The sequence below is a fragment of the Salinimicrobium flavum genome (assembly GCF_042684505.1).
Lineage (GTDB): Bacteria > Bacteroidota > Bacteroidia > Flavobacteriales > Flavobacteriaceae > Salinimicrobium > Salinimicrobium flavum.
In genome coordinates, this window is the sequence record NZ_JBHULT010000006.1 from 988,379 (window position 1) to 1,001,307 (window position 12,929).

10 protein-coding genes and 1 tRNA gene are annotated in these 12,929 nt (G+C 42.9%); 8 read left to right on the forward strand and 3 right to left on the reverse strand.

Annotation, left to right across the window (positions count from 1 at the left end; translation table 11 throughout):
* Positions 1-54: 54 nt before the first annotated feature.
* From abc-f to ACFSTG_RS07975, 6 genes are all read left to right on the forward strand, one after another.
* Entirely contained in the window at positions 55-1,965 is a 1,911-nt protein-coding gene (gene abc-f, locus ACFSTG_RS07950) for a ribosomal protection-like ABC-F family protein (protein ID WP_380750704.1), read from the forward strand.
* 55 nt (positions 1,966-2,020) lie between these two features.
* Complete coding sequence (locus ACFSTG_RS07955; RefSeq protein WP_380750707.1) at positions 2,021-3,163, forward strand: efflux RND transporter periplasmic adaptor subunit; 1,143 nt, start codon at positions 2,021-2,023, stop codon at positions 3,161-3,163.
* Positions 3,160-6,366 (forward strand): efflux RND transporter permease subunit, encoded by a 3,207-nt coding sequence (locus tag ACFSTG_RS07960; RefSeq protein ID WP_380750710.1) that lies wholly within the window; start codon positions 3,160-3,162, stop codon positions 6,364-6,366. Before ACFSTG_RS07955 ends, ACFSTG_RS07960 begins: the two co-directional genes overlap by 4 nt.
* Positions 6,350-7,684, forward strand: coding sequence for a TolC family protein (locus ACFSTG_RS07965; protein WP_380750825.1), 1,335 nt, complete (start codon positions 6,350-6,352; stop codon positions 7,682-7,684). The genes ACFSTG_RS07960 and ACFSTG_RS07965 overlap by 17 nt, the downstream gene beginning before the upstream one ends.
* A 4-nt stretch (positions 7,685-7,688) precedes the next feature.
* Complete coding sequence (locus ACFSTG_RS07970) at positions 7,689-7,871, forward strand: CPXCG motif-containing cysteine-rich protein (protein ID WP_380750713.1); 183 nt, start codon at positions 7,689-7,691, stop codon at positions 7,869-7,871.
* 123 nt (positions 7,872-7,994) lie between these two features.
* Positions 7,995-8,067: transfer RNA gene (locus ACFSTG_RS07975), tRNA-Met, on the forward strand.
* Positions 8,068-8,279: 212 nt separating this feature from the next.
* On the opposite strand, the gene ACFSTG_RS07980 is transcribed toward ACFSTG_RS07975, so the two are convergent.
* Positions 8,280-8,675 carry a hypothetical protein gene (locus tag ACFSTG_RS07980; RefSeq protein WP_380750716.1) on the reverse strand — a complete coding sequence of 132 codons (396 nt, stop codon included), beginning with the start codon at positions 8,673-8,675 and terminating at the stop codon, positions 8,280-8,282.
* 391 nt (positions 8,676-9,066) lie between these two features.
* On the opposite strand from ACFSTG_RS07980, the gene ACFSTG_RS07985 reads away from it, so the two are divergent.
* Together ACFSTG_RS07985 and ACFSTG_RS07990 are read left to right on the forward strand one after the other, a co-directional pair.
* Positions 9,067-10,470 carry a PQQ-dependent sugar dehydrogenase gene (locus ACFSTG_RS07985; RefSeq protein WP_380750719.1) on the forward strand — a complete coding sequence of 468 codons (1,404 nt, stop codon included), beginning with the start codon at positions 9,067-9,069 and terminating at the stop codon, positions 10,468-10,470.
* A 266-nt stretch (positions 10,471-10,736) separates the two neighbouring features.
* Complete coding sequence (locus tag ACFSTG_RS07990) at positions 10,737-11,069, forward strand: YegP family protein (protein ID WP_380750722.1); 333 nt, start codon at positions 10,737-10,739, stop codon at positions 11,067-11,069.
* Between the two features lie 174 nt (positions 11,070-11,243).
* On the opposite strand, the gene ACFSTG_RS07995 is transcribed toward ACFSTG_RS07990, so the two are convergent.
* Positions 11,244-11,921, reverse strand: a complete 678-nt coding sequence (locus ACFSTG_RS07995; protein WP_380750725.1) for a hypothetical protein — start codon at positions 11,919-11,921, stop codon at positions 11,244-11,246.
* A 309-nt stretch (positions 11,922-12,230) separates the two neighbouring features.
* Positions 12,231-12,749: a gamma carbonic anhydrase family protein gene (locus ACFSTG_RS08000; protein WP_380750728.1), complete on the reverse strand. Its 519-nt coding sequence runs from the start codon at positions 12,747-12,749 to the stop codon at positions 12,231-12,233.
* Between the last annotated feature and the right edge of the window lie 180 nt (positions 12,750-12,929).

The following is a 12,929-nucleotide window of genomic DNA, read 5'->3' on the forward strand; positions in this document are numbered from 1 at the left end:
TGCGTTTTTTTAGCATGGTAAATTTAAGCATCTTTGCAAAAAAATTGAGGAAGAATGTTGAATATCCATAATTTATCTGTCTCCTTTGGAGGGGAATACCTGTTTGAGGAAATAACTTTCAGGTTAGGTGCAGGAGACCGCGTTGGATTAATAGGAAAGAATGGAGCGGGTAAGTCTACCATGCTCAAGATCCTGGCAAAGGAAATGGAACCCGATTCAGGGCAAATTGCAGCCGATAAGGATCTTAAAATAGGTTTTTTGAAGCAGGATATTGATTTTGTTGAAGGACGCACGGTGCTGAACGAATCTTACCAGGCCTTTGAAGAAATTAAACGACTGGAGAAGAAACTGGAGGAGATCAACCACCAGCTCGCTGAGCGTACAGATTATGAAAGCGAAATTTACCACCAGTTAATGGTAGACCTTAATGATGTACAGCATCAATACGAGATACACGGGGGGTACAACTATCAGGGGGAGACCGAGCGAATTCTGCAGGGGCTTGGTTTTCAGCGAGAAGATTTCAATAAACTTACCGATACTTTTTCGGGTGGATGGAGAATGAGGATCGAGCTGGCAAAACTGCTGCTTCAGCAAAATGACATTTTACTCCTGGATGAACCTACCAACCACCTTGATATTGAATCTATAATCTGGCTGGAAAGTTTTCTGAACAATTATCCCGGGGCAGTGGTGATCGTTTCCCACGATAAGATGTTCCTGGACAACGTAACCAACAGGACCATAGAGATCTCTCTTGGAAGGATTTATGATTTTAATAAACCCTATTCCCAATACCTGGTACTTCGCCAGGAGCTTAGAGAACAGCAGCTTGCTTCCCAAAAGAATCAGGAAAAACAGATACAGCAGACAGAAAAGTTGATCGAGAAATTTCGTGCCAAGGCCTCCAAGGCCAGTATGGCCCAGTCGCTTATCAAGAAGCTTGACAAGATAGACCGGATTGAGGTTGACGAAGACGACAATTCGGTCATGAAACTAAAATTTCCGGTTTCTGTAGTTCCCGGCAAAGTGGTGATCGAAGCCCACAAGATCACCAAGAATTACGGCAACAAAAATGTACTTAGAAATATTGACCTGCTTATTGAAAGGGATTCAAAAACCGCATTTGTTGGGCAGAACGGACAAGGGAAATCTACCCTGGCCAAGATCATAGTAGGGGAGATCGAATATGAGGGCAAACTAAAACTGGGGCATAACGTGCAGATAGGATATTTTGCGCAAAACCAGGCAGAATACCTTGATGGTTCCAAAACCGTACTTGACACGATGATAGATGCGGCCAATGAAAAGAACCGCAGCAAGGTGCGTGATATTTTGGGATCCTTTCTTTTTCGCGGAGAAGAGGTTGATAAATATGTAAGGGTACTTTCCGGAGGGGAAAGGAACAGGCTGGCTCTGGCTAAAATGTTGCTGCAGCCGTTCAATGTACTGGTGATGGATGAGCCTACGAACCACCTTGATATTAAATCCAAGAATGTACTTAAGGATGCCTTGAAGAGTTTTGAAGGCACCTTGATCCTTGTATCGCATGACCGGGACTTTTTACAGGGCCTTACCAACAAGGTCTATGAGTTCAAAGATCATAAAATTAAAGAGTATCTTGGGGATATTGACTTCTACCTTGAACAGCGAAAACTCACGGATATGAGGGAAGTTGAAAAAAGGGATGTGGAGAAACAGGCTCCAAAAGAAACCAACAGGCAGTCTTACGAAAACCAGAAGAAGCTTAAATCCCTCAACAACAAGCTTAGTAACATTGAATCCAAGATCACCCGGCTGGAAAAGGAACTAAAGGAGGCTGACGTTGAGTTAGCCACTAATTATGAAAAGACCATTGGGCAGAAGGACTATTTGAAGAAGTACAATTTAAAGAAAAAAGACCTGGAGAAGCTTATGAAAGATTGGGAAGAGGTGCAGGAAGATCTCATGGAGCAGGAAAATTGAGATATTTCGGGAGATAATTAAACCTATACGGCATTTTAAAGTCAAACAAGCTAATATGGATACACGTAAAATAATTCTATCTGTCATTGGCGTTCTGCTGATAGTTGCAGCGGTTTTTGGGGCCAAGGCCATCATAGACAGCAATGTAAAGGAAGTGCCACCGGTTTCAAAAGTGGTTAAAAATGTATTTGTCGATACCGTGCAAAACACCACGGTACCCATCGTTCTGCCTGCGAATGGTAATGTTACCGCCCTTAGAAAGTTGGAACTTTTTTCAGAAGTGCAGGGGATCTTCCAGAGCAGCAGCAAAGACTTCAGGCCCGGCCAGCGTTACAGTAGAGGGCAGGTATTGATCAATATCAATTCCCAGGAGTATTCAGCCAGCGTTCAATCTGCCAAAAGTGATCTTTACAACAAAATCACCTCTATAATGCCCGACTTAAGGCTGGATTTTCCGGATGCTTTTCCGAAATGGGAAACCTATCTCAATAACTTTGATATTAATAAGACTGTACCGCCTCTACCCGAAGCTTCTTCAGATAAAGAAAAATATTTCATCACAGGCAGGGGGATCATATCTGCTTATTACAATATAAAAAACCTGGAAGAGCGCCTTGGGAAATTTCTTATAGTAGCCCCATTCGACGGGATCCTAACCGAGGCATTGGTCACGAGGGGAACCTTGATACGGCAGGGCCAGAAACTCGGAGAGTTCATTGATCCTTCAGTTTATGAACTTGAGGTGTCTGTAGCGAGGAAATTTAGTGATATGCTGAAGACCGGGGAAAAAGTGGAATTGAGCAATCTCGATGAAACTGAAACCTATACCGGTACGGTATCCAGGGTGAACGCTCGTATTGATCAGGAATCACAGACCATACAGGTGTTTATTCGGGTGGAAGGCGAAAATATCAGGGAAGGGATGTTCCTTCAGGCCAGACTGGCTGCGAAAGCAGAAGAAAATGCCATTGAGATCCCGCGTGAATTATTGATTAACCGTTCCGAAGTATTTGTAGTTAGAGACAGCGTACTCAAACTGGTCAAAGTGGATCCTGTTTACTTCGGAAAGAATGATGTGGTGATCAAAGGCCTTGAGGACGGGGAGCAGATCCTTTCAGCAAATGTACCGGGGGCTTATTCGGGAATGCTGGTGAATATTCAGAAAGAAGAGGGTACCACTAAAAATGTGAACCCTTGAGAAAATTAATCAGTTATTTTATAAAATATGAGGTCGCCGTAAATGTGATCATCATCGCTTTTGCCATTTTTGGAGCGGTGGGTATTTACCAGATGAAATCCTCTTTTTTCCCGCTCCAGGAATCCAGGATCATAAACATAAGCATTGCTTATCCGGGCTCAGCTCCCGAGGAGATCGAGGAGGGGATCATCCTCAAGATCGAAGATAATCTTAAAGGTCTTGTGGGTATTGACAGGGTAACCTCTGTCGCGCGTGAAAGCGGGGGTTCGATCACGGTGGAGATCGAGCAGGATGAGGACATAGATGTGATGCTGAGCGAGGTGAAGAACGCCGTAGACAGGGTTCCCACCTTTCCTTCAGGAATGGAGCCTCTGGTGGTATCAAAGCAGGAAACCATCAGACCCACCATATCATTTGCCATTAGCGGGGAAGATGTCCCGCTGGTGACCCTTAAAAGGATTGCGCAGCAAATTGAGAAGGATCTGCGAATGTTCGAGGGAGTATCACAGATAGAGATCTCGGGCTTTCCGCAGGAAGAAATTGAAATAGCTGTAAGCGAGACAGATCTCTTGGCTCACAATCTGACTTTTGAGGAAGTGGCTCGCGCGGTTTCCAGTGCAAATATCCTTTCAACCGGAGGGACAGTGAAGACTATTGCCGAAGATTATCTTATCAGGGCCAATAACCGCGCCTATTACGCCGATGAATTAAATGACCTGGTGCTGCTCTCGTCTTCAACCGGACAGATCACCCGGCTGGGCGATGTGGCTGTAATAAGGGATCAATTCTCTGAAACACCAAATGCCTCATACTTCAATGGGAACGTGGCAGTCAATATTACCATCAATAATACGAACAACGAAGATCTCTTATCTACTGCCGAAAAGGTGAATGCCTATGTGGAAGAATACAACCAGCGAAACAGCAACGTGAAGCTTGATGTAGTTTTTGACTCCTCGATCACCCTGGGTCAGAGAACTCAACTGCTGGTGGAGAATGGGATCATGGGGATCCTGCTGGTACTGTTCTTCCTTTCTCTTTTCCTGAATATTCGACTGGCTTTCTGGGTGGCCTTCGGGCTTCCAATTGCCTTTTTGGGAATGTTCATTTTTGCCGCGCAGTTTGGCGTGACCATTAACGTGCTTTCACTTTTTGGAATGATCATCGTGATCGGTATCCTGGTAGATGATGGAATTGTGATCTCAGAAAATATTTACCAGCACTATGAAATGGGTAAAACCCCAATCCGTGCAGCCCTTGACGGGACCATGGAGGTGGTGCCTCCAATCATCTCGGCCATTATTACCACGGTGCTGGCCTTTTCCACTTTTTTATTTTTAGACAGCAGGATAGGTGAATTCTTCGGCGAAGTATCAACAGTTGTGATCTTAACCCTGGTGATCTCCCTCATAGAAGCATTAATTATCCTTCCTGCCCATATTGCTCATTCCAAAGCTTTAAGAATTAGGGATACACAGGTAAAAAAGAAGCCAAAGGGTATTGCTGCTTTCTTCGGAAAAATGCGGGCAATCAACAGGGTGGGGGATCGAATCATGGTCTATCAACGGGACAGGATCTATGCCCCAATCCTTAGGTTCGTTTTGAGACAGCAGCTCCTGGCATTCGGGATCCTTGCAGCGATCCTGATTCTAACCATTGGTGCCATAGGAGGGAACAAGATCAGGGTTACCCTGTTCCCCAGTATCGCCAGTGACAGGGTGAACATAGATCTGTTAATGCCCGAAGGGGTAAATCCGCAGAGAACAGACTCGATTATAACCATGGTGGAAGCTGCAGCCTGGAGGGTCAATGAGGATTTTACGGCAAGACAGACAGATAACAAACAGGTTATCGAAAACATAATAAAACGTGTTGGTCCCGGTAACAATAAGGCTTCTCTTCAGGTGAACCTGCTGCCCGGTGAAGACCGTGACTTCAGTTCACCGGAGATCACCAATGCCATAAGAGATGAGGTAGGACCGGTATTCGGGGTTGAGAACCTCACTTTTGGATCTGGAGGTAATTTTGGAGGTTCCCCGATTTCGGTTTCCCTGTTAGGGAACAATCTTTCTGAACTGGAGGCAGCCAAAGAGGAACTGAAACAGAATTTTGAAAACAATCCGTTGCTCAAGGATGTCAGTGATAATGATCCGCAGGGGATAAAAGAGATCAACGTTAAACTGAAGGATAATGCTTATGCTCTTGGTCTTGATCTCAGCGAAGTTATGAGACAGGTGAGAAATGGCTTTTTTGGTGCACAGGCACAGCGGTTCCAGAGAGGCCAGGATGAAATAAGGGTCTGGGTGCGTTATGATCTTGAGAACCGTTCCTCGATCAATGATCTGGATAACATGCGTCTTATGACCCCTTCCGGCACAAGGGTGCCTTTTGATGAAATTGCTAATTACGAAATAGTTCGCGGTACAGAATCTATCAGCCACCTTGATGGGATGCGGGAGATAAGGGTTACGGCAGATATGGAAGATCCCAATGGAAGTTCCACAGAGATCTTAAGCGATATTCAGGAGAATGTAATGCCAGAGCTCCTTTCAAAATATCCCAGCATCACGGTATCGTATGAAGGGCAGAACCGGGAAGCAGGAAAATTATCAAGGTCGGCAAAATCAGTTTTACCGGTGATCCTGTTTCTCATCTATGCCACGATCGCTTTCACCTTTAGAAGTTACAGTCAGCCTTTGCTGCTCATGCTTATGATCCCGTTTAGTATAATAGGTGTGGCATGGGGCCACTGGATCCATGATTTTCCTATAAACGTTCTTTCGGCATTGGGAATAATTGCCCTGGTTGGGATCATGGTCAACGACGGACTGGTGTTAATTGGAAAATTTAACGGATTTCTGCGGCAGGGAATGGAATTCAAGGAAGCCCTTTATGAAGCCGGTAAGGCGAGGTTCAGGGCGATTTATCTTACTTCCCTTACCACGATCGCAGGACTGGCACCCCTGCTCCTGGAAAAAAGCCGCCAGGCACAGTTTTTAAAACCCATGGCGATCTCTATTTCCTACGGAATTGCCATTGCTACCGTTTTGACCTTGTTGTTACTGCCATTGCTGCTTTCTATAAGCAACAATATCAAAGTGGGGACAAAGTGGCTGGCTACCGGAAACAATGTAACCAATGAAGAAGTGGAAAGAGCCATTAAGGAACAAAAAGAAGAACGTGAGCATGAAGAAAGACAATAGCTGGTTTTTACTTTTTTTAGTGTTGGGGGGAATGCTGCAGGTACAGGCCCAGCAAACAGTTCTTACCAGGGAGGAGGCTATAGCACGCGCTCTGGAAAGTAACTACGGAATAAGGATCTCTACGAATGAAGTTGAGATCGCCGAAAACAACAAAAGCATTCGTAATTCAGGATACCTGCCATCCCTTTCGGCTCGCGCCGGCACCAGTTATGACCTTAATGACCGTCTAACAGAGCCAGATGGGGAAGAATCGGTGGAGCAGAAGGGTATTGAGAATATGTTTTACAATGGGTCTTTAGATCTTAATTACCTACTTTTTGACGGCTTGGGAAGATTGTATAATTACAGGAGCTTAAAGGAACAATATAATTTAAGTCAGCTGGAGGCGCGGGAAACGATCGAAAATACCATTTTGCAACTGTTCAGCGTCTACTTCGAGATCGCCCGGTTAAGTGAAAATATTGATGTGCTCGAGGAAACTCTTGAGATCTCACAAGAAAGGGTTACCCGTGCCGGGTATATGTTCGAATATGGGCAAACCAATAATCTGGCCGTGCTCAATGCCCGGGTAGATGTCAATAATGACAGCATTAACCTGCTGGAGGCCCGTCAGCGACTATTTAATACCAAAAGGGATCTCAACGTACTGCTGGATAGGGATGTTAGCAGGCAGGATTACCGGGTTGATACTACAGTAACTTTTCTTCCCAGGCTAAGTCTGGATGCGCTGGTGGAGGAGGCTGAGGTCAATAACGTGCGCTTATTGCAAAGTGAGAAAGCTATTACCATAAGCGAATACGACATCAGGATTAGAAGATCGGGATATTTACCTTCTGTGGGGCTGACCGGCTCCTATGGGTGGAACCGGAATGAAAGTGCGGCTACCGCGTTCTTTCCGGGCTCAACCACGACCACTTCAGGACTTTCAGCGGGACTTAATCTTTCCTGGGATATCTTTGACGGGGGCAGGACAAGTGTACAGGTGCAGAATGCCAGGATCATTAATGAAAGCCAGGAATTGCTGAAAGAGCAGATAAGCCTTGAGGTGAAGCGGGACATTGCCAACGCCCTGGGAACCTATGAGAACAAGCTGTACATTTTCCATGTGCAGGAGGAAAATGTAAAAACAAATCTTGATAACTTCAACCGTACTGAGGAGCAGTATAAACTGGGACAGGTGACGTCAATTGAGTTCCGGCAGGCCCAGATCAACCTGCTTAATGCCAGGACCAGCCTCAATCTTGCAAAGTATGATGCTAAACTGGCAGAGTTGGAAGTATTAAGACTTAGTGGCCAACTCCTTAATGTAGAATTCTGATCATATGGTTGAGCATGTTTTTCAATGTCCTTATTGTGGGGAAGACATTTCGATGTTGCTCGACCCTTCTGTGACTGTTCAGAAATATATCGAGGACTGTGAGGTATGCTGCAATCCCATTGAGATCAATGCGCGATTTGCAGACCGGGAGCTCGTATTATTTGAGGCCGAAAGTATTGATCAATAATAATTGATCTTCTTCAACTATTTGAGCCTTAACCTACCCGAATGATCAGGGCCTCATGGATAAATTAATTTCACAAAAAACTTTGGAGAAACGAAATTTGACTGTATATTTGCAGTCCAATATCGCGGGATAGAGCAGTAGGTAGCTCGTCGGGCTCATAACCCGAAGGTCACTGGTTCGAGTCCAGTTCCCGCTACTAGAGAGCCCTTCAGAAATGAAGGGTTTTTTTATGGAAAAATTTGTAGTAAATATTCTTTATTCTGAAGAATATGGGAAGACCTACGGTGAAACCTTCTTTCCTGATTTTCATATTCAAATGCAAAGCATAGTAATTCGGAAATTAGCCAACCACAAGAAAAATCCCTCCTCGCCAAATGCAATGAGGGATAAAAAGTTAAATAATGTTTTTCAAGCACACGAAACTGTCACGTTATGAGTGTGTCCACTATTAGAAGTTGAAGCCTTCGTTATTGATGAATTCGGACTAGTCTTCAAAGCCTGAAAATCGTTTGCCTCCAAAGTAACTTGATGGATATGATCTGCTGACTGACTTAAATCATAAGTTTTGGTTGCCCCTGCGGAAACATCTTCTTTGGAAACTGAAAGGCTGTGAGTATGATTGTCTGCGGTACTGACTGATGTACTTGTGCCGTTCTCCACACAGTTTTTGGCTGTGGGATCAGGATCTGGATCTGGTCTCGAATTTCCATTATCATCTGATCCTGAACAACCGAGAATTGTAACCGCGGGAATACTTAATAGAATTCCCAGGGTTGTTTTTTGAATGAATGTCTTTCTGTCCATAGTCCAATTATTATAATTAATACTCCTTTTACCACACATGTTTGAGGGGGAGCAAATAGAAAAGGGACTAGTTAATTTTTAGAGGGATAAATGATCAATTTATTCTATTTAAGAATTAATTCAAAAAATAGATTTATCATGTAATTTACAAATTAATAATCGTAAGTATAAAAATTTAACCAACTAATGTAATTATTTCATTTTAATCAAATAATTTATTAGAAAGTCTTATGGTTACTGAGGGAATCAGTGCCTATTTATCTAATAAAAGATATAACTTATTGATTATCAATGTTAAAATTGGAAATATACATCTCCATATATTATTAATCTGTTCTTAAATGTGGTAATTTTAAGTTACCTCCCTATTAATAATTTAAAAAGATGTGTCATGAAAACGATCAACTTTTCAATTTTAACAAATGCCGGGAGAAATTCTTTCTTGTCGCTCTGCATCTTCTTTTTAATCGTGATCTGTTTTTCAGGATGTTCAGATGATGATGACAATAACACTCGTCCTCCAGTAGACCCAACGCAATCTATTGATTTGGTGCTAATCGCTGATAATTTAACATCCCCGGTGGGTCTTATTCCCTCTCCGGATGATTCCGGTAACTTATATATTATAGACCAGATTGGGAAGGTGTGGGTGATTGATGATTCCGGAGCTTTACAGGAGGAACCCTTTTTGGATGTAAGTGATCAAATGGTATCACTAAGTGCAAATTATGATGAAAGAGGATTGTTAGGGCTGGCTTTTCATCCTGATTACGAATCCAACGGTCGTCTTTTTGTTTACTATACGGCACCGCCTAATGCAGGAGGACCTGAGGCAGGAGAAATGTGGGATAACATAAGCAGGATCTCAGAATTCACTGTTTCCGCTTCTAACCCCGGACAGGTCAATACCAATTCAGAAAAAATAATTCTGGAAATTGACCAGCCTCAGTGGAATCATGAAGGAGGAACTATAGCTTTTGGACCTGGTGATGGCTACCTCTACATTTCGATTGGTGACGGAGGTGCCTCAAACGATGTGGCTCCCGGTCATGTGGAGGATTGGTACGAAGTGAATGAAGGAGGTAACGGACAGGACGTCGAATCAAACCTTCTGGGTGATATTCTAAGAATAGATGTCGATGGAGCTGATCCCTATGGTATTCCGGGTGATAATCCATTTGTGGATTCTGAAGGACGGGATGAAATCTATGCTTACGGGTTCAGAAATCCGTTCAGGTTTTCGTTCGATATGGGAGGAGATCATCGTTTATTCGTTGGGGATGCTGGTCAAAATTTATGGGAGGAAATAAGCGTGGTAGAAAACGGCGGTAATTATGGTTGGAACGTAAAAGAAGGAACGCATTGCTTCGACGCCTCCAATAACGAGAATGTACTTTCTTCATGTCCTGAGGTAGATGAATTAGGAAATGAGCTTATTGACCCTGTTATTGAGATGAACAATGCTAATAATCCGGCAGGTGGAACTACTGTCACTATCATTGGTGGATATGTCTACAGAGGCCAGGCCATACCCGATTTAAGCGGGCAGTATGTATTTGGTTCTTTCTCTAAAGATTTCGAGCCTACCGGGGAAGTTTTCATCGCCAACCCTATAGGTGAGGGTCTTTGGAATTTCGAAGAATTGGAATTCAAAAGCACAACAGATGACATAGGATACTATTTAAAAGGATTTGGTCAGGATCTTGAAGGTGAGATTTACCTGGCCGTCTCCAGTTTTCTGGGTCCTGAGGGTAATACGGGAAAGATTTTCAAATTAGCTTTAGTTGATGATTAATCATGACCAATGAAAGGCTCATTTCTCTACGATAGGTTTTTAGAATTTTATTTAAAATCTTTGTGGCATGAATTGGGTGGATATTACAATTTTTCCCCCTACTAGTAAAACCACCTTTTAAGGTGGTTTTTTTCTGAAGTCTTGGATTCTCCAGGGGGCTTCTGGATTGTCCCCCGCAATCGAACATCCCCGGACCTTAAAAATCTCTTCTGGTTTTTCATTTGATTTTTTCTTAAATTAAAGAGGTCTAACTAAAACGTGAATTCATGTCAAAATTTGAGATCAGTAAAGATAAAGCCGGGGAATTCCGGTTTAATTTAAAATCGGGTAATGGCGAAATTATCCTTAAGAGTGAAGGATATAAGGATAAAGAGTCCTGTGAAAAGGGAATACGTGCTGTACGTATCAATGCTCTAGAAGATGATCACTTCGACCGGAAAGAGGCATCCGGAGGCTATAGATTTAACCTCAAGGCTTCCAATGGAGAAATAGTTGGCTCCAGTGAAGTATATACCACCTTAGCTGCTATGGAAAAAGGAATAACCTCGGTAAAGGCAAATGCGCCCGATGCAGAGATCCAGGAATCAGGATCAGAATAAATGAAAATGATTTTGCGGTAAGTTTGTGAAGCCCTGATCGTAGTGAACATAATTTCCATGTTAAGCAGGAAAAGAATTGTTCTTAAGTGCCAGGTTGGCTATTTTAATGGATATTAGGGGCGCAGTTCTTCCATTGCCAGAGCCCTGCCTTCAGTTATGTGTATTCATAAGAGATCACGGTCGAAATATAGAATTCATCGCAATATCTGCATACCTCACTTCCCTGTTCTCTGTAAACTCCACACTGCCGGAAACATCGGTTGGGAAGCCGGGGTCAATATGTTTGTCGATCACTTCTGAATCCCTGTTGGTGATTACCCAGAAACTTTTGATCCCATCCGGAGTTTTACTGGTTCTTATGTACTGGTGCCATTGATCTCTACCTGATTTGAATTTAAGGTCGATGGCTAAATCTTTTTGAAAATTCTCAATTTCAAATGCTACGGGATTATGGGCGGTTAAGGTTCCAAGGAAAACGGTTTTGCCTTTATTTGCAGTTGCCTCCAAAGATTCTCCTGCATTATTCAGGTAATCAAAATTAATTCTTCTTTCAATTTCAAGATCTTTGATCTCTTCCCTTCCGTTTAGGGTAATGAGAACTTTTGCGGCAGTTCCACCTTTTTCAGGGACCAGGCTGGCTTGCGGATAGCTGTAGATTCCCCGGGAAGTTAGTTCTTGTGAGAGCTGTTGAATTTTATCCTCTAGAACTTTGATCTTCTCAGTCTTTTCTTCTATCTGTATCCTTAAGTCTTCCTTAGAGTTTAATGCACCGGTCCTGAAGCCAAGATAAATGGATATGACTGCTGTTGCCATCAGCAAAATCGCCAGAATTATTTCTGATTTTACCTTCATATTTGAGAATCTACAGGCAATATAGGATTTTTCCGACTCTTTCACCAGACCGGTAGTGATTTAGCAGCTCGTCATTAAAAAGATCATTTCCCTCAGCAGAAAACGCGGGCTTTATTTATGAGGGATATTTCGAATTTACTTCACATTTTATTTGATATGGCATTGGATTTGCAACCCCTTTAATAAAAAATTGCTATGTCTAAGCAGGATATTTACAGGCTGCTGAATAATTCAACACTAAGGCTGATCCTTATTTTTCTCTTTGCAGCAATAGCAGGTATGCTGCTTATTCTTACCTTTTTGAGGTTATTATTCATGTGATTCAAACCAGCTGCTGTACATAATATAATTTCCGGCAGTCTTTTTCAGGTTCTCGATCTGGGCATCACTCATTTTTTTTATCTTTTTCGCAGGAATACCAGCATAAATATATCCCGGTTCACAGATGGTATTTTCCAGTACCACTGCTCCGGCAGCGATGATACAGCCTTCCCTTACCACAGCATGGTCCATTACAATAGCCCCCATTCCAATAAGCACATTATCTTCAACGGTGCAACCGTGCACAATAGCCCTGTGGCCAATTGATACATTATTCCCAATGGTGGTGGCAGCTTTTTCATAGGTGCAGTGGATCACCGCCCCGTCCTGGATGTTGGTCCTGTTTCCTATGTCAATGGAGTTTACATCTCCCCGAATCACTGCATTAAACCATACTGAACAATCACTCCCCATCGTGACATCTCCCACTATGGTAGCATTTTCTGCTACAAAACAGGAATCTTCAATTTTTGGATAAACCTCCTTTACCGGTAATATAAGTGCCATAATATTTGTTTTAAATCCTTTTTTCAAATTTAATCCTTTTAGCATTAATCGGGATTTTCCCGGGGATTTCTCTTTATTTATTTGAAGCCTTCCTGCCGTGTACAACCTCCTGCACTTTTGGTTGTGAGAAAATGTAAATTTTAAGTATCTTCTGTGGGAAATAGCCCTATGAATTAAGGG

What these genes read in the sequence shown, in the direction of transcription:
- abc-f (WP_380750704.1), top strand. Translation starts at nt 55, where the DNA reads ATGTTGAATATCCATAATTTATCTGTCTCCTTTGGAGGGGAATACCTG.
- ACFSTG_RS07955 (WP_380750707.1), top strand. Translation starts at nt 2,021, where the DNA reads ATGGATACACGTAAAATAATTCTATCTGTCATTGGCGTTCTGCTGATA.
- ACFSTG_RS07965 (WP_380750825.1), top strand. Translation starts at nt 6,350, where the DNA reads ATGAAGAAAGACAATAGCTGGTTTTTACTTTTTTTAGTGTTGGGGGGA.
- ACFSTG_RS07970 (WP_380750713.1), top strand. Translation starts at nt 7,689, where the DNA reads ATGGTTGAGCATGTTTTTCAATGTCCTTATTGTGGGGAAGACATTTCG.
- ACFSTG_RS07980 (WP_380750716.1), bottom strand. Translation starts at nt 8,675, where the DNA reads ATGGACAGAAAGACATTCATTCAAAAAACAACCCTGGGAATTCTATTA.
- ACFSTG_RS07985 (WP_380750719.1), top strand. Translation starts at nt 9,067, where the DNA reads ATGAAAACGATCAACTTTTCAATTTTAACAAATGCCGGGAGAAATTCT.
- ACFSTG_RS07990 (WP_380750722.1), top strand. Translation starts at nt 10,737, where the DNA reads ATGTCAAAATTTGAGATCAGTAAAGATAAAGCCGGGGAATTCCGGTTT.
- ACFSTG_RS07995 (WP_380750725.1), bottom strand. Translation starts at nt 11,921, where the DNA reads ATGAAGGTAAAATCAGAAATAATTCTGGCGATTTTGCTGATGGCAACA.
- ACFSTG_RS08000 (WP_380750728.1), bottom strand. Translation starts at nt 12,749, where the DNA reads ATGGCACTTATATTACCGGTAAAGGAGGTTTATCCAAAAATTGAAGAT.